Origin of the sequence: Paraburkholderia aromaticivorans, from assembly GCF_012689525.1 — a bacterium.
Taxonomy (GTDB): Bacteria; Pseudomonadota; Gammaproteobacteria; order Burkholderiales; family Burkholderiaceae; genus Paraburkholderia; species Paraburkholderia aromaticivorans_A.
Map to the genome: position 1 here is coordinate 64,985 of NZ_CP051517.1, position 17,028 is coordinate 82,012.

The window sequence follows — 17,028 nt, forward strand, 5'->3', positions numbered from 1 at the left end:
GCCCTGTCTGACGGGGCGTTACAGGCATTGCGAATGCGACGGGTACGGGCCATCCGGCCCGGTTGGCTTGTCGTCGATTCATGTACCCACTCCTTTCTTTAAGGTCGAGCGCCTACCGATGACGCTTGACACGGAGTGAAGGATTGCTAGAATCGAAACGGATTCGTTGATTTCGATGTCTCTAGCACTTCTCTCTGTGCTGGCTGTCATCAAGAACTACCCTCGCTGCCAGGCGGGGGGTTTTCTTTTGTAGGTTCGGCTTTGTCGTGCGCTACGTAGTCCTGCTGAACAGAGAGTAAAGATTTCCACTCGACGCGGCTGACGTTCCTTTGAAGCAATAACAGCGAGCCGGGCCAGTCAACCTTGCCTCACCGTGCAGACTTCTCGCCCGCTGACGATGCGGCCGCATCTGCCACAGCTGCATTAACTTCATCCAACGTATAGACGGCACGCGTCGATGGTCTCGCAGCAGGGGCCAACGTTGGCGCTGGCAGCTCAGGCATCTCCTCACCAGCACGCCAGATCCAAGACGGCATGTCGCTTTCCTCGATCAGACCTGACAGCGCGTCCTCGTCTTCCTGTTCAATACCGGGCGGCTGCACGTACAGGGCAACGGGCTTCGGCAACACGTCGGCCAGCACCACGCACGCGAGCGGTTTGTTCTCAGCCAGGTTGTATCGCAGCCCCTTTACGAAGCGGCGTTTGTGCGCCGTGAGCGCATCGAGCATCAGTTTGTCGTACGCGTGCTCGAACGGAATCCAGTTAGCTGACACGACCATGACAGCCAGCGTCTCGATCGACGCGATGCCGGTAGACATGAGGCCGAAGGTTGCGATGAACACCAGGTGCGAATCTTCAATGCTGTCCCACAGCGCCAGTTCGTTCACAAAACGCTTCTGGAGCCGCCGATGCAGATCGTCGCTCAGCATGAACGGAAAGTCCGGAAGGTGTTTCGCGACGATCTTGAAGCCGTAACGCGACTCGGCGATCTCCTTCGCTTCGCCGATCGCGATCATCAGCTTGCGTGTCTTCTTGCTGGCTGCTAGCTCGGCCATGTGCGCGATGCGGCGCTGCGTGATACCCGCTGCGTGTTCAGCGGAAAACGACTCCGGCACGTACAGCCAACGGCCAAGTGGTTCGCCCCTGGATACCTTGCCGGCCGCCGCCTGTAGTACGTATTTCCGCACGATGTACCAGCTGCGTTTGCCCGTCATCGCCGGATACCAACGATTCAGGCCCGCCTCTTCCCAGAGATAGTGCAATGTGCCACGCAGCGTCAGCTTCGCGCCGTCCGTTCGCACCGCGTCCGCCGCTTCACCCGAGGGCGCTGGCGCTGCTCTTGTACCTGCCTTCGACAGGCTGAAATCGAGCTTAAGCGTGGTGATACCGTCTTCAATGTTCTCCCGAATAGCCTCACCTTTCACCTCACCCAGACCGGAGAGCTCTGCCGGCGGCTCGTACGACGCACAGTCCGGCGCATGTATGCCGCCCGTGTTTGGCATACGCTTGATCACATAGTGTCCCCCGACTTTCGCGACATACATCGAGACGCCAACCGGCGTACACATGCACAGCGGTCGAGATTTCTCGCCGTGCGCATCGGCAAGATACGCCTGCAGATCAGCGGCATTTGCCGCAACAATCACGTCATCGAATCGAAACTCGCTCATAGCGTTACCTCCACCGATGTAGCTACGGCTGCGTTTAAGGAAGGACCGTGCCGGTGATAATTGCGGCTGCCCCAGGTTCGCCCTGCGGAGCAGGCGCTCGATTAACAGGTGCAGGCACAGCGATTGACGGAAACACCTCACAAGGCGCTGCCTCGATGTAGGCAGGCACGCGGACCGGATAGTCACGCGCGCCGAATCTGATCTTCGCGAGCGGCCAGTCCTTGCCGTATTTCAGATAACCGTTCAGGTCGGGCAGGTTCGAGAGTTGCGACGACGTGACGACCAGCTCCGGATCGCGCTTGCGCTCGCGTGTGTTGATACGCCACCGGCCCTGCACGCCGATCGGGTGGCGCTCTACTTCGTGCCAGCCGATCATCTCCGCAACGCTTTTGGTTGTCAGTGCGTTGGCCCCTCCCAACGCAAGCAGACTGCGAAAACACGAAAGCGTCGCTTTCGCCGGTAGATCTCCCAGTTGCTGATGCAACTGAACCAGATCCTGCAGGTCCCCCACCACACACAGGCCATGCTTGCGGCCCTTCGATACTGCAGCCTCGAAACTGTAGAGGCGGCCAAGGGATGCCAGTTCGTTCTTGAATACCCACAGCCGCCGGTTGAACGTCGGCGCCTCACTCAGAATCATCGCGTAGATCAGGTCGAGCCAGACGGGGATCGTCGGGCCCAGAGCCGTACGCTGATCTTCGCGCCACGTAATCCAGATGTTCCCTCCGTTCTCGTCGCCCATCCAGCGCCGGATCGAGAAATCGCCATCAGGAATGCGACGCAGCGGCCGGATGTACTTGTTCAGCGTAAAGATGATGCTGGCCGTCGCTCTATCCGCATCCTTCGCGAAGAAGCCCACCGAATCCGTATCTTCAAGGTACTTTTGCAACACTGGGCGCTGTTCGCGCACCAGCAAATCAGTGAGCGTCACCATGTCACGCATGTCGTCGCCGGCGAGCTTGTTCATCGTGTCCGCGAGTAGCGCGCGTGCATAGCCCGCCCACTCTTCGGCCTGATCGCCGTTCTGCGGTGGAATCGCCGAATGTGCGAGCCGTTCGAAGTCGAAACCGTGATCGACCTCGTTGAACAGCGACCAGCCGACGCACCGGGCGTCGTACGGGTTGATCACGATGTCGCCGGGCAAATAGAAGCGCGACATGAGCGAGCCGTTCGGATCAACCACCACCATGCGATCATCGCGGCGCAGTGCTGATGCGATCAATCCATTAATCGCCTGACTCTTGCCGGAGCCTGGCGCACCCACGACGATCAGGTTCTGCGTTTCGAGATCCGTCGGCATCTCGACACCGCAAACGGCAACTGGCACGCGCGGCGCATCGCCGTGTTTCACGGCCTGTTTGCGGTACTGATTGTTATGTCGCGCGATGCGGCTGCTCAGCTGGTGCCGGTTTTCCATCTTCGTGCCACGGATAAACCTGGCATACCGGTAGCCTTCGAAGCCATTGAACAGGTATTCGTGGCATGCCCATGCGGCACCCGCTGCAAGCGCCGCACCCGGCACCGCGCCCCAGAAAAGCAGGGGATCATGCACGGCGGCCGTGAAGCCGTGAATGATCCCAGCAGGAAACGGCAGCGGCGGATAGCCTGCCAAAGTGAAGGACACGCAAAGGCCAAGAACGAGCGCGAGCACCGCTCCCGTCCACTGCATCATCACGATTTCGTGCTTTTGCATGATCAGCCGATCCCGTGCCCTTCACGTTGCTTTCCCGGCCTGACGGCCTCCTTGGCCCGCTCCGAGACTGCCTGCTTGCCATCGCGCGTAAAGCCGGCCGACTCGCGCAGGTTCCCGAAGAACTCGGCGCGACGCTCAAGCTTTTCATGTGCATTCAGCTCCGCAAATTTCCTGCGTGGTCCCGCCTCTGCGCGCACGACGGTGGCACCTTCCAACTGCTGTGTCTTGCCCGCATCAGCCGACTTGCCGGCATCTGGAGCGCCCCGGTCGGCGGCATCCTTCGTTTTGTTCCGGCCAAGTTTCTTGAAACCTGCAACCCCGTCGACGGACTTCTTTGCCTCCGGCGTCTGGCCGCTGTTCTCAACTGGCGCAGTTGACGGCGTTCGCTTGCCGGTTCCCATGTCGATAACATTGGACTTTTGCGCCGCCGGCTTCTCCGCGGCCTTCTCTGCTACCTTCTCGACCGGCGCCGTGCTCTTCCCACTGCCGCGCGAGAAGAACGCATTGCGCGCAGCTTCGATCGCGGCCTTGTCGGCTGTCCCCGCTGCAGGCGCCCTGCCCGCATTGGCCTCTTTCGTTTCACGCAGCATTTCGAGCGTGGCTTTGGCCTGTTCAGCACTAACCCCCGTCGTCTTCGCGACCGTATCGACCGTCGCCGCAAATTTGGCCGGATCTTTCAGGGTCTCTAGCGACGTATCAATACTGACGTTCTCTTTCGCACCCGCTGCCGCCTCCTTACCCACCGCCACATCAACTGTGCGGTCTGCGACCTTCTGCGCGGCCGGCTCTGCGACGGGCTGCGCCGCGGTCTTCTCCGGCCCCTCGATTGCGCGACGCACCTGCGCCCGTAATGCCTGCTCCTGCGCATCGAGCTTGATCTCGGCAAGCTCCAGCTCACGATTGCGGGCTTCCAGCGATTTCGCCCAGCCATCAAGCGTCTTGGGGTAGGTGTGCGTGGCGCCCTTGTCGTCGACGCGCGCCTGCGCTTTCGCGAACATGTCGGCAACTTCCTGCCGGCTCCACTCACGCTGCACATTCAGATCCTTGTTCGCGTGCAGGATCTCGGCAGTCCTCTTCGCATCGATCAACGCCAGCTTGTTCAGACCCGACAGGAGCGACGCACGATCGGTAATCTGCTCGGCCCGCTGTTCCTGCTCGACTTCTTTTTCGGCTAACGCCTGCTCGAGCGCGCCTCGCATCGCGGCCGTGTCGATCAGCTCACCGTCTTTCAGGCCGAAGCGCGTCTTCAGCGCCTTGGCATCGGTCGCGAGCTGCCTGTCTTCGCGGCGCTGCTGGTCGTCCCGCTCGACTGCCTGCGCGACTGCGTGCGGCTCCTTTTTAAGCCAATCCTGCCGGTACGCGAGATTCTTCTGGCGGGCCTCGAGACTCGCGCGACGCTGCGCGAGAGCCTGTTCCTGCTCCGCAAGCTGTTGTTGACGCTCCTTGTCGCTAAACCGCAATACGGTGTCTTCAAACATAAAAACCTCCGTCAGTTCGACGCCTACCCGGACCAGGGGCGCCCTTGGTTAAATCGGCTTTGCCAGTGCTGTTGATACGCCTGTGCGACCACCGGCACATGCCACATCACGACAGCGTTTTCGCTGTTGTACCTGGCCGCCGACGTCGTGTAGTTGAAGCTGCCGGTCTCGACCGATTCATCGTCGATCACCATGAATTTGTCGTGATGGATCGGATACACGTCGATCGTCCGGACACTGACGCCCGCACCCGACAGCAGATCGAGTGCGATGCGGCCTTTGCCGCTGCGATCCTCAACCAGATTGCTCTTCCGATCGGCAACGACCGCTACGTCAACGCCGCGCCGATGCGCGTCGATCAGCGCCTGCACGATCGCCGGCGAAGTGAAGCTGTACGCCGACAGGTGGACAGAGTGCCGGGCCGTGCAAATGGCTTTAAGTACGAGACGTTCGGCAGGACCTTCCGGCGAAAAACCCGTGTCAATCGCGGGACCGTCAGGGGCTACGCATGCGGCCTGGGCACCGCTCGAGTACGTCAGAAGGGGAAAGCCAACGACCGTCAGCGCCGCCGTGACGACCGCAGACATGAGAGGACGATGGAGTTTGATCATCCTTGCCCTCACCGGCCCTGACCCAATAACTCAACGTGCTTCGCGACGGCAACGTCAACACTGGGAAAATTGCCCTGCGTCTCGCCACCGTGCCAGAGAATGTGTCTAGGCTTACCCTGAATAATGCAGCTGGCAATTCGCCATCCAGTCGGATGAACCAGTTCATACGGACCAACCCGTGTCCAGCCATGCGCTGCCGCGTAAGTCATCCCCGCCACCCTGTTAGTAATGAATTCGTGTCTGGAACTGGCCGGCCTCGTACACGTCGACCGCATTCGACGATTGCGGCTGTTGCCAGACGATGTGGTCATACACCGTGACGGTGACTGGATCGCCGTCGTAGCCACCACCGTCACGCCCATTTCGCCAACTCACCGCTGACGCATCGACCGAGGGATCGCCATACACCTGATACGCACCGACCTGGCTGCCCACACAGGCCTGCGGCCCGTAATACGCGTAACCGCTATTGAGATCCGCCACGGAAGGCTTCGGCGTTCCGACAAGTGCGAAACCACCCATGCCGCTGTACGGACGAGCTCCGACCTTGCGTTGCCCTTCCGCCACCCAGGTGCCGGCCGCCGCGGCCGTCGTGCCAGCAGGGCACGGATCGTAAGGCGTGTTGTTCTGGCGGACGGTCATGTCCGAGTCTTTACACTGCGGCCAGCCACGCCCGTGGCGGAGATCGTCCATCAGATGATCCATTGCCGGCCCGCAGGTAGACGGCGCCCACGGTCCACCATTCGATGAGGGGTTGCCCAGACAGATCACAATGCGGCATCCGTAGTCGTCATCGGCACGGGCCTTGCCGGCGTGACCGCCAGCAGCGAGCACCGACATGACCAGCATCAGCCTGACTCCGTTTCTCATCGTCATACCCCACCCCCTTTCCAAGTAAGCGCGCTGCGCCCGCCCTTCATGTATCGCCAGGCACTCCACGTATTGCGCACGGCCAGACCCAACAGACAGAACGGCGACGCAGCCACCGCACCCAACCACATCAAGGTAAGCACGGGCGGCAGCAGGACCCAGCCACCGCTCTCCCGCACCAGCCGGGCTACCAGATAAAAAGACATAGGCACCATGAGCGACGCGAATTGCACTCCGGCCCCAGGCTGGTGATGCCACCATTGCGATGCCGCCGCGCCCGCCGTGACGGCATAGACGTCCAGCACCAGAGCCGCAGCAAGCATGCGAAATTGGTCACTGGTCATCGACGGCTCCCGACGCCTTTACTGCCTTGCGCGAATCGCTGCTCTGCCCATTGACCTGACCGTCTTCGTCGTCGTCCCCATAGGTCGTGAACCAGTCGTCTTTGGTCGCAGACTTTGCAGCGCGCTCCGGCCGTGCCGCCGCGCGTCGTGCGGGTCCACCTGCAGGGCGAACGTCCGGAACAACCTCGATCGGCTGCGCCCCCTGCACACCGGACGCCGGGACGGCAGCCGCCACCTTTTGTGCATAGGCGGCGCCCCGCGTCAGATCGCCGCTGTAATAACAGGAGAGCGCCGCACGTACCGCGTCATCAGCCTGCGCAAATTGCGGCTTCGCACGGGCGTAGCACGCTTTAAGAATCGCAGCACCGGTCCTGAGGTTCGTGCAAGGCTCCAAAATGCTCTCTACGGTCTGTCCGTAGCGCGCGAGATTGTGTACGTTGACCTGCACCAAACCCATGCTGTAATTCCAGCCGCCGGCGTGGAGCGCCTTGACGGTGGCCAGCGCTTCCGGAAGGTTCTTTGGCTGTCGCGCAAGATGGCCGCCGACGACGCCGATCGCGAACGGATTTCCGCTGCTCTCGACTGTCGCCACGCGCCCCAACAGCGCGTGATGAACATCAGGGGCGCACTCCTGAGCCAGCGAGACAAAGGTGGATGCAACCGGTGGGGGCGCGACCTGCATATCCGCTTGTGACGCTTGAGCGGAAAGCAGCATCAGACTCAGCACCAGAGGCGCGAAGGGCAATTTAATGCGGGACATAGAGCACCTTGCTGATTCCCCGCACCCCATCGTCATAACGATGCATCTGCACCACGACGTCGATGAGACTGCGGGCATAGTCGATAATCTCGGCACGCTGCAAGGTCGAACCGAAGCGCATGACCATCTGCGCGAGCCGTTCGAACATGTGCTCGGGGCTAGTCGCGTGCAGCGTCGTCATCCACCCACCGTGTCCGGAATTGAGCATTTCGAGCGCGACGTATGCTTCAGCACCGCGCAGTTCGCCCGGAATCACACGATCAGGCGACAGCCGCAATGACGTTTCCATCAGTTCAACCGGCGTTACCTGTGCCGTGCCCTGATTGCCACGCGAATACACCAGGTGCACAACGTTTTGTTGCGGCGGCCGTAGCTCGAGCGCATCCTGAATGGTGACGATCCGTTCGTGCGGCGAGATCTCCTTGAGGAGCATGTTGATGAGCTCCGTCTTGCCTGCGAAAGTCGGAGCACTCACCACAATGTTCTTTTTGGTCTGGACCGCAAGCCGCAGGAAGGCCGGCCAGTCCCCGTCGCGGTACAGCATTGCCAGCTTCCTCGCCGTGTCCTCCGCTTCGGGCAACGGTTCATTGACCCGATCAAAGGCCCCCGTGTCGATGTAGTGCTGCATCGTCAGGTCGAGCGTCGACGGTTTGCGGATCGCGATCGCGATCGTGTCGGGCGGCACTGCGGGCGGCTGGACCACCTGAATCCGGAAGTCGCGATTGCCTGCTCCCGTCAGTTCCGACGGGATCGAGGCCGCAAGCAGCGGGCGCTTAGCATCAGTTTCCTGATCAGAGTGATGCGCCACCAGTTCAGCAAAGTCCCGCAACGTACTTCCAGAAAGTGCGGGCGTGTCCACGCGCTCCATGAAGCGCTTACCTCGCCTGGACACCCAGACGATGCCTGGACCATTCACCGCGATCTCCGAAACGTCGGCGTCATCGAAAAGCGGCCTGATGGACTCGGTGCGGTTGAAGAATGCAGGCACGATCGACATGTCAGCGCCCCCGGATGCGTTCGGCGCGAGCCACCGCGCCGGCCTGCTGCACGGACGGACGATCGAGGCACACCTGCGCATCGAAACACTGGCGGGCAACGGCCTTAAGCTTTGCCTGCGCGAGCATCAGATACCGTCCGTCATCCCGGGCGAAATCCCTGAATATCTGTGCCTGCAGCGCGTCGGCAACCGCGTCGTCCAGCTGGCGGCGTAGTTCGCCTGCGGCGACTTCGCATTGAACGTGCGAGTTATCCGTTGTCATCATTCCTCCCCGTCGCCTGATTTGCAGTAGTCGGAGAAGTCCAGCTCGTGTTCGACCTGAACGCGCACGCGCGTGCCCTGGTCGTTTTTGAGTGTCGGCGGGATGTTGACGTAGCCGCCCAGCAGCTGCTGCGAAGACTGCGCCATCGACTGCTGCACGCCCGCGCGGTACATCGCCATCGAGTTGTTCTGGTCTGACGACGACACGCCGTAGGTCGATGAACCCGCGCCGAGCAGCGACAGCGCCGCGCTCATGCCGAGGATCTGGCCAACGTGGTTATCAACTTCGGCGTCGATGCCCGCCGATCCGAGCTGATCGGCAACCGGTGAGTCGACATGGATCTTGACGCCATCCGGACGCAAGGCGACGGCGCTTGCAATGAAGGTTCGTTCCTGCCCCTTGCGCACAGACGAATTCGGTTTGCCTGTAATACGCGTGCCCCACGGCAGCAGCGGAATCCGGCCCTGCTCCCCATAAGCGTCCCGATCCAGCATGATCGTGATGGAACCAGGCAGGTCCGAGATAATGCGCGGCACCAGGTGGCCCTCGAGGATTGCCCCCGGCTCCATCTTGCATTGCAGGTTGTCGATCTTTTGCGCCTTGGATGTGGAGTCGTCGGCGCTCGCAACGCTACGCGCAAAGGCCGAATTCGGATCATTCGGACCGTCGCCGCCAGAACGGCGGCCCAAGCCTGCCTCACCCTGCTGCGCATCAGCGGAAGCGGCACCTGCATCGTCTGGGCCATCCCCTCCCGTGTCAGAACCAAAGATGCCTGATTTCATCCGCGCCTCGTGCATTGCCTCGGCTTTTCTGCGTGCCTGCTCAGCTTCTGCGGCCGCCTGACGTTGACGCTCAGCAGCCCGTCGCGCTTCGTCCGGATCGACGCCCGAGCTTGCAGCTGGTGCCGACGCAGCTGCCGCCATCGACGCCGGAAGTTTCTGCCGGCCAGCATCCAGCGGCGCCGCCTTCGCCGTGTCTTCGTCGATCTTCGGCTTGTCGGAACTGCCCGATGGCGCCGGCGCATCATGCTTCATCGCGTAGAATCCACCGGCACACAGCAGGAACAGAATCGCGCCGGCGACCGTAAAAAAGGTCTGACGCCGGCCGCGCCCCGGATCGGCTGCGAGCGACGTCTGCCGCAGCGCATCAGCCGCGCGCCGACGCTCGTTCAGGCTGTCGCCTACGTTGCCCGGCTCGCCCCCTGGCTGCCCGCCGTCATGAGGCAGATCATTCGGGTTATCAGGCGTATTCAATTTCCGCCTCCCCAGGGTGAGCGCTGCGCCTGTGTCGCCGTACCCTGTTGCGACCGGCTCACACACAAGGTGCGATCGCCATCGCGCAGCGTAAAGCGGTCAGCCATCTGTTCGATCACCAGGTATGGCCCTTCCCTGCGCATGGGCGCAAGCGCCTCGGTGCCGTCCCGGTCAACGACGTAAATGCTCGGCTTGGGCTTGCCGATCGTGGTCAGAAAGTAAGTGAACTGCCCGTCGTCAAAAACGCGCTGCAGACCGAACGAATTTTCGTCACCCGACACCTGATAATTCTTGTTGACCATGCGCGGCTGCGAATAGGATGCGTCGGAGATACCGCCCGAATCGTCGCTCCATCCATCGTTTCCATCTGCCGGATAGATAAAGCGCACCGCATAGGTCGCTCGTTCCGGATTCTTCGAACTGGATAGCCGGAAGTAATAGACGTGATTGCTGGTCGTGACAGTCAGATTGGTTCTTGCATCCGGCTCGACCGGCTTAAGCACGAGATGATTGCGAAACTTCAGGACCTGCCAGCCGATTGAATCGCCGATCGCCTTGTTGAGGATCTTTTCCCCTGGCGCGAATTCGATCGTTGTCGCGTAACCATAGACGCCCGTGATTTCGTAGACCTGATTCGGATCGAACTGAAGCTGGCATACCCGGTTGTCCGTAATCACGCAGCGCGGATTCTTGGCCGCTTGCGCATTCACACCCACAAAGGCGCACGCGATACCAATTAACCATGCCAGCATGCCGTGGCGAATTGTTTTCATGTCGTTCCCTCTCCTGGTTAGTACGCCGAGGGCGTCACGAAATGCACGATATGCGCGGCCTGCAATGCATCGTCAATCGACGCTATCTGCAGGTGGTAGGTGCCGCGCGTCGTCGTGACATTCAGCCCCATCTTCTCGCCCGGCCTGTCGGCCGTCACCTGCAGCGTATCGCCCGTTTGCTGAACATGAAAGACCGGCGCCGTGCTCTGCGCGATGGCCTTGATATGTTCGTCGCGCGGAAAGTCAATCGCCAGCAAGGTCCTGTCAGCAACTGTCAGGTCGTAGATCTGGTCCGGCATGTACGGCAGGCGCTGCACATTGCCTTCCGTTCCCCGCAGGACCGGATCAGCAGCCGTTACTGCGTGAGCCACGGCCGACAACGCCACTGCTATCGCTACTGCCGTCAAGGCACTCCTGACTGTTCGCATCTCAACCTCCAGATGGGGCCGGCGCACCCGGCTCTGTGTTTGGCTCGAAGCCGGTCACCATGAAACCCGTACCGTTGATGTAGCGGTTCTGCGGCGTTAGCGCCTGCTTCACGAAGTCGTAGCGGAACAGCACATGCCAGTACACCGTCTTGTTGTCGCCGTTGCCGTCGTTGTAGGTCGTGAAGGTTGCTTCGGCCTTGTGGTCGTCACGGTCGAGAATGCGGATGCGCTGATCCTTCACGCGACGAACCGTCGTCTCTGCGATCGCGTAGTACGGGTTGTCCTTGTTCTTCGCGTCCATCTCGTGATTGAAGCGGTCTGCCACGTCCGATGCTGAATGCAGCCTGACGTAATCAATATGGTCCTGGCGAAACGCGCGATCCAGCGTGTAGCGTTCAGTCACGTAACGGGCAAGTTCGCTCTCGATCACGGCATCCTTCGAGCTGAGCACCGCAGGTGTGCCGATCTCGCTTTTTGCGACGTGGTTGTTTCTGTCAAGAGTCAGCACCACAGGTGGCACATACTCCTGATTGGCCTTGTCGTAGGCCATTGAAGCCAGTGCGAGGCCCGCGATCGGCCACGCTACCAACGCGAGCAGATATGCGCGATTCCGGGATAAGCGAATCGCCTCATAGGATTCGGCTGGCGGTGCGTCAGGCGCTGCCGCCTGACGAACCTTGGAAGATTTCTGGAAAATCGCGCTCACCATTGACCTCCATCAGATGTGCCGCTCGACGGCGCTGTGCCGCCAGGGCCGCCCGGTTGACCGGCACCCGATGGGCTCGACATGCTTGAAGGGCTCGTAGCGCCGCCCGAGGAAAGCGCCCGCTCGATCCGGGCAAGCTGATTACCGTGAGCAGTTTGGGTGTTGCTGATACTGTTCAGCGCAGTCGCCGCGCCCGGATTTGCGCCGGCGCCGCCTCGCCCACCGCCGGAAAACTTCGACATGATCTGGGACATCATGAAGCCGCCGATCATGTCCGCCATGCCGCTGCCGGCGGCACCACTCGATGTCAGCGCGGACGCCAGCGGGCGAATGGTAAAGGCCATGAAAAGTGTGATGGCGCCTGCAAGGATGATTGCAGAAAAGGCATCGTTCGCCGTCATTGCGTTGGGGTCCATCTTCGATACAAACTGGTCAGTGATATCGAAGCTGAATTTCACAATGACGCCCAGCAGGATGCCGACCAGTGCAAACTTCGCCATCGCCGCAAACCAGCTCATGCCGAATCCACGCGTGCTGTTCCACATCAACGTCGGCACGAACAGCGGAAAGAGCAGCATCGTGACTGCAAAGCCCATGTCAGAACCGACCTTCAGAACAAGCGCGACCAGGACCATCGCTGTATTGACCATCTGCAACACGAGCCCAAGAAGCACGATGCCGATCTTGAGCATCGACTGCTTCATCATCTGGCCAGATGCATCGGAAAACTTGTTGTAGGCGTTCTCCAGGTATTGCGTCATGGACTGCCCGCCCATCAACGCATTTACGGTGTCGTCGCGCAGTTCCTGGAATGAATGAAAAATCTGTCCGGCAAGCCCGCCCCAGTTCAATGCCGCGAACACGAACATGATCGTCAAAAGCATTCTCACGAGAGGCCACACGTCCGCAGGATCTCGCCCGGAATGAACCCGGATTACCTTCACTGCCACCCAGATCATCGCGAGGTAGAGCACCGGTTGCGTGACTGCGTGCCCCAGCACCGGGTAATTGGTCGACAGAAACGCTTCCGTTCGCGACGGGATGCTGTCGAACAATGTCTGGATGAATTGATCTACCGGATCAGCCATGTCACTTCCCCGGGCCAAAAAATATCTGCTTGGAGGCCTCCGCGGCGGCGTTGCAGTCGCGTGCTTCCGGGGTGTCAGCAAAGGGGCTAATGCCGCGGTTTGTGCAATCGTCTTCGCGCGCTTTCATCTCCGCGCGATGCGCAAGGTAATACGCTTTCGTCTTCGGCTCGAACGTCGGCACAGTCTGCGCAGGGGGTTCGACAGTGTCGCCTCCCGTGCTGCTCGTATGCACGACGTAAACGATCAATCCGCCGCTTCCAACAACCGCGACTGCGAGAAGGAACCAACTGAGTTTGCCTGTCCACGTCATATGCCTTGCTCCAGTTTCTTCATCCGTGAGCCAGCAGGCCCACGGCGCGCTGTCAGGCCTGCTGCCCGATAGGATGAAAATCGCACGCGCACGGCGATTTCGATATCGCGCCGGAATGTGCACAGCCAGCCAGACACGTAGCGCCGGCGAGCAGGAGATAAAAAACGATGCTTCGCATGTCGATCCTCACTTCGATACGTTGCTGAAAAACTTCTCACGCTCTGCGGTGGCCTGGTTACTCTCGTTGAGCTGGTTCGCCGTCAGATTCGCGTTGATGGCCTGCAATTTCGTTTGCGCGGACTGGGCCATCCCCAGCTCGGCCGACATGCGGTTCTGCAGATCCGCGGCGTCCTTTACGTTCTGGGTCGTGTCGACCTGCTGCGAAAGGCTTTGGAAGTTCTGCAGGTGGGTTTGGGCCTCGTCGTACAGCGACTCTCCGCCGGCCAGTGCCGAGCGAACCGAGTCGGTACTCATCTTGTAGTTCGCGCCCGCGCCCTTGTCCGCGAAGTCATCGGGTGACATCGTGTTCATCACCTTTTCGTACGTCGCCTGTCGGCTGCCGTAGATACCGCTCTTCTGCTGCGATACAACGTCCTGCCAGCTGCCCGGCACAATGGACGACGCGTCAATTGCATCGGTCAGCCCCTGCCCACCCCGCCCGTACGACCCGGTTACCGCGCCGTATTGCTGCTTGAGCGTGTCGTATTCCTGCTTGAGCTGAGCGAGTTGCGCGGCCAGCGCTGTCCAGGTCCCGGCATCGCCAACCGGAACGCCCGTTGCGAACGCTGACGTCGATATGGCCATCACTGCGATGGCCGCTACGAATGGTCCTTTCATTTCTGCACCTCCACTTCCGGTTGTAAGGTCGATTCCGCCAATCGCCCTGCGCTCCCTGGCTTGCCCATCCAGTACAGCCTGATGCCTCGCGACCACGACCACGCATACACAAAACAAAGCGCGAGCACGCCGTACTGCTGCGATTCCCACGCCATCCAGAACCAGAAAGGTTGCCCTGCAAGCCCACAGATACAGGCCCACTTACGCCAGTGTTCGCGTCGGTCCTGCGACAGGAAAATGCTCGCCGCACCGAGTACACCGATTGCAATCTGTCCGATCACAGGTTCACCTCACCACTCAACTCAAAGGTTGTGCGTCCGTTCAGATAGCGCACGATTCATGAACACTGGAACCCATCGACTCGGGTCCGTTGTGCCCAACTCGGCGCGGACACGGTTCATCAGTTCAACCGACTTGTCATTCGACGACAGGACGGCCACGAGCTCAGGCATGTCCGACATATCAAACGAGGCGCGCACACTGACTCCGCTGCCCTTCTTGATAAGTACCTTGTAGTCAGTAGGCGCAGCGCGCTCGATGAATTCGAACTCGCTCTGCGAAAAGTCCAGGTTATCGACGTAGTCCCGTCGATCGGCCTTGTCATTCGCGAAATAGAAGCTCGTCACCGCCTGATTCTTGACGGCCGCCACCGGCCGATAGAGAGCGCTCGGCTCGGGCGTAATAAAGAGCGTTACGCAGTTGCGCCGGCGGAATGTCTCGCGATACAACTCGACTTTCTGTTGCCAGAACGGATTGCGAATGTATGTCTGGGCCTCGTCCCACACGATGATCGCGGGCGAGCCATCAAGCGATTGCTCGATGCGGTGCGTCAGGTAGTTGAGCAGGATGGGAAGCTCTGGCCTTCCCTCCTTGTCTTTCATCAGTTCCCGCATCTCATAGCGGTAGTGACGGTGCGTTGTTACATCGAGCGTGTCGTGTTCGTTGTCGAAAACCGCGGCATTCGCGCCATCGCCGTGCCACACGGCAATCGCCCGATACAGGTCCGAATTCTTCGCGCCGAAGCGCCAGGCCAGATTCCGCAGGCGCCGGTCCCCGAACTTCGTCTTGCTGCCATCGAAGTTGTCATTAACCGCCGTGGCAATGCGTTCGATATCGTCGACCGTGAGCCTGTAGCCGTAGCACGTCGCCATCATCTGCAGCAGCTCGCGCAGCATCGCGCGGTTCTGTTCCGTGTCGGGCATCTTGCAGGGATTGCCAAGCGAGCGTGACAGGCTGAGTACGATATCGGCGCCGTTCATTGCCTGTATGAACACGGTCGCGCCGTTCTCACGGTCAAACCAGTGCACCCGGGGCTCCACCTTATCGGCCTGACTGGTGACCAACGCGACAAACAACGTCTTGCCCACGCCCGTTTTCGCCGCGAAATTGCCATGCCCAGGCACCATCCCGGCGCGTTCCTCATGAAAGTTCAGGTAGTAGCCGGTCTGACCTTCAGTTGGCAGAACCATGAGGCATTCACCCCACTGGTTTCCGTCAAAACGCCCTTGCGGAAAGCTATGCAGCGATGCAAAGGCGGCAAACTGAAGCGTCTCGACCTTGCCGACCCGACCGTTGTGCCGCTTTCTGGCACCAGGTATCTGCGACCATACGGCACGCTCCATGCCGGTCGTCTCGACAACCGGTTTCACGCCCCAGCTCTTGAAACACTCGCCCGTTTTACCCACGGCATCATCCAGCGCTTCAAGCGCCTTCAGTGCCGCCTCCTGCGAGCGCCCTTCTACCGGCACATGAACGAGGACGCTCATGTGGTGGGTGCCGAGAACTGCCTTGTTGGCCGCCTGCCGCATGCGCAGAGCGGTGATTTCCGCTGACATACCGGCAGTCGTCCGGTCATGCGATAGCCGGGCCTCACTGGTCGACGTCGCCATGCTCGCGTCAAGCTTGTCGATCGGGAAAAACTTCTGCGTGACGATCAGTTCGGCGGGCAGCCGCTGGAACCGGTCGGCCATCCCGGCGACAGCGCCATCGGGCCAGCGTGACATGGCCAACACCTGCCCGATGCGCCGGTGGTTGAGCCCGTTGACCTCAAAAACATCTTTCCCAAGGATCGGATTGCGGCCGAAATGCAGATACGAACTCGCGATCACCTGGGCCAGGTTGTATGAATCGGCCAGCACGGGCCCGTCTTCCTGCGTGAGCAGATAACGCAGGAACCGCGCCATCTCACAACAGGGTCCGATTTCCGTTTCGACGCGGCCCAGACGGCGAGGCGCGTAGTGCGCCAGCGATTTCATCAGCGAGTTGACCTTCTCTTCAAGGTCTCGCGCCTGCCGCGACTCGGTTTCAAGCTTGTCGTTTGTGCCGGAGGGATTGAACGCATTGAATACGCGATCGAGCCGCCCCACTACGCCGCTGTAGTGCCGGTAGCGCACGATGGCAATATAGATTTCGTGCTGATACAACGACCGCGTCTGAAATCGCGCTTTCAGCTTTTCATTGAGGAAATCCGGAAACCAGTTCGAATACTTCCCGGCGGGCCACCGGTTGGCCCTGCGCCGGATCTCGTACACGTAGATGCCCACATTGCTGTCAGCGATGGACTCCAGCGCGGTGTTCCGCTGATGCTTGTACGCATCGACACCGGTGTCATCGAGCATTTCCGCGTAGAGACCCTGCAGACGCACAATCTGCACCAGTCCGCTGTCAAGCGTGCGCAACGTATGGCCGTTGTAGTACGCATTCAGGCCAAACGGAAGTTCGCGCGAGGCGTGCAGATCAGCCGCATCATCCTTGTCTGACTCGCTCCGCTGAACGAATGGCGACGCGCCGAAATGACGGTCGAGAAAGGTGGAGAAAGACATAGTGACGTGCTCCTCCTATCGCTTCGGGCCGTGAGGGCCGGCCGCCCGCATGAGCAGTTCCGGCACAGAGAGCGTCTTGCCAGTGCCGTCCTCTGCCCAAAGGTTCGTGTGTCCCACACGGCGCGA

General features: G+C 60.5%; 17 protein-coding genes. 1 reads left to right on the forward strand and 16 read right to left on the reverse strand.

What is annotated here, in order from left to right; genetic code table 11:
- Positions 1–368: 368 nt before the first annotated feature.
- The 8 genes from HF916_RS49280 to virB11 all read right to left on the reverse strand — a co-directional run bounded on the left by HF916_RS49280 (position 369) and on the right by virB11 (position 8,423).
- Entirely contained in the window at positions 369–1,811 is a 1,443-nt protein-coding gene (locus tag HF916_RS49280; RefSeq protein WP_240975892.1) for a DUF1173 domain-containing protein, read from the reverse strand.
- Entirely contained in the window at positions 1,705–3,363 is a 1,659-nt protein-coding gene (locus HF916_RS49285; RefSeq protein ID WP_168795936.1) for a type IV secretion system DNA-binding domain-containing protein, read from the reverse strand. Before HF916_RS49285 ends, HF916_RS49280 begins: the two co-directional genes overlap by 107 nt.
- 2 nt (positions 3,364–3,365) lie before the next feature.
- The gene (locus HF916_RS49290) at positions 3,366–4,841 is read right to left on the reverse strand and encodes a hypothetical protein (protein ID WP_168795937.1); all 1,476 of its coding nucleotides are present in this window, start codon (positions 4,839–4,841) and stop codon (positions 3,366–3,368) included.
- A gap of 23 nt (positions 4,842–4,864) precedes the next feature.
- Positions 4,865–5,452 (reverse strand): phospholipase D family protein, encoded by a 588-nt coding sequence (locus tag HF916_RS49295; RefSeq protein ID WP_168795938.1) that lies wholly within the window; start codon positions 5,450–5,452, stop codon positions 4,865–4,867.
- A 222-nt stretch (positions 5,453–5,674) separates the two neighbouring features.
- On the reverse strand, positions 5,675–6,328 hold the full coding sequence (locus HF916_RS49300; protein ID WP_168795939.1) for a hypothetical protein: 654 nt from the start codon (positions 6,326–6,328) through the stop codon (positions 5,675–5,677).
- Entirely contained in the window at positions 6,325–6,666 is a 342-nt protein-coding gene (locus tag HF916_RS49305) for a hypothetical protein (protein WP_168795940.1), read from the reverse strand. Before HF916_RS49305 ends, HF916_RS49300 begins: the two co-directional genes overlap by 4 nt.
- Positions 6,656–7,426 (reverse strand): lytic transglycosylase domain-containing protein, encoded by a 771-nt coding sequence (locus tag HF916_RS49310; RefSeq protein ID WP_168795941.1) that lies wholly within the window; start codon positions 7,424–7,426, stop codon positions 6,656–6,658. Before HF916_RS49310 ends, HF916_RS49305 begins: the two co-directional genes overlap by 11 nt.
- Positions 7,413–8,423 (reverse strand): P-type DNA transfer ATPase VirB11, encoded by a 1,011-nt coding sequence (gene virB11 / locus HF916_RS49315; RefSeq protein WP_168795942.1) that lies wholly within the window; start codon positions 8,421–8,423, stop codon positions 7,413–7,415. Before virB11 ends, HF916_RS49310 begins: the two co-directional genes overlap by 14 nt.
- Between virB11 and HF916_RS49320 the strand changes: the two genes are divergently transcribed.
- Positions 8,422–8,637 carry a hypothetical protein gene (locus HF916_RS49320; protein WP_168795943.1) on the forward strand — a complete coding sequence of 72 codons (216 nt, stop codon included), beginning with the start codon at positions 8,422–8,424 and terminating at the stop codon, positions 8,635–8,637. The two genes, virB11 and HF916_RS49320, sit on opposite strands and share 2 nt — an antisense overlap.
- 47 nt (positions 8,638–8,684) lie before the next feature.
- Here the strand turns inward: HF916_RS49320 and HF916_RS49325 are convergent, their stop codons facing one another.
- From HF916_RS49325 to HF916_RS49360, 8 genes are all read right to left on the reverse strand, one after another.
- Positions 8,685–10,004: a TrbI/VirB10 family protein gene (locus tag HF916_RS49325; protein WP_168795944.1), complete on the reverse strand. Its 1,320-nt coding sequence runs from the start codon at positions 10,002–10,004 to the stop codon at positions 8,685–8,687.
- Positions 9,935–10,711: a TrbG/VirB9 family P-type conjugative transfer protein gene (locus tag HF916_RS49330; protein WP_168795945.1), complete on the reverse strand. Its 777-nt coding sequence runs from the start codon at positions 10,709–10,711 to the stop codon at positions 9,935–9,937. The genes HF916_RS49325 and HF916_RS49330 overlap by 70 nt, the downstream gene beginning before the upstream one ends.
- 17 nt (positions 10,712–10,728) lie before the next feature.
- The gene (locus HF916_RS49335; protein ID WP_168795946.1) at positions 10,729–11,139 is read right to left on the reverse strand and encodes a TrbG/VirB9 family P-type conjugative transfer protein; all 411 of its coding nucleotides are present in this window, start codon (positions 11,137–11,139) and stop codon (positions 10,729–10,731) included.
- A gap of 1 nt (position 11,140) precedes the next feature.
- Positions 11,141–11,848 carry a type IV secretion system protein gene (locus tag HF916_RS49340; RefSeq protein WP_091810190.1) on the reverse strand — a complete coding sequence of 236 codons (708 nt, stop codon included), beginning with the start codon at positions 11,846–11,848 and terminating at the stop codon, positions 11,141–11,143.
- Positions 11,842–12,933 carry a type IV secretion system protein gene (locus tag HF916_RS49345; RefSeq protein ID WP_168795947.1) on the reverse strand — a complete coding sequence of 364 codons (1,092 nt, stop codon included), beginning with the start codon at positions 12,931–12,933 and terminating at the stop codon, positions 11,842–11,844. Before HF916_RS49345 ends, HF916_RS49340 begins: the two co-directional genes overlap by 7 nt.
- A gap of 496 nt (positions 12,934–13,429) precedes the next feature.
- Positions 13,430–14,080 carry a type IV secretion system protein gene (locus HF916_RS49350; protein WP_168795948.1) on the reverse strand — a complete coding sequence of 217 codons (651 nt, stop codon included), beginning with the start codon at positions 14,078–14,080 and terminating at the stop codon, positions 13,430–13,432.
- Positions 14,077–14,361 (reverse strand): hypothetical protein, encoded by a 285-nt coding sequence (locus tag HF916_RS49355; protein ID WP_168795949.1) that lies wholly within the window; start codon positions 14,359–14,361, stop codon positions 14,077–14,079. Before HF916_RS49355 ends, HF916_RS49350 begins: the two co-directional genes overlap by 4 nt.
- 21 nt (positions 14,362–14,382) lie before the next feature.
- The gene (locus HF916_RS49360) at positions 14,383–16,698 is read right to left on the reverse strand and encodes a hypothetical protein (protein WP_240975893.1); all 2,316 of its coding nucleotides are present in this window, start codon (positions 16,696–16,698) and stop codon (positions 14,383–14,385) included.
- Between the last annotated feature and the right edge of the window lie 330 nt (positions 16,699–17,028).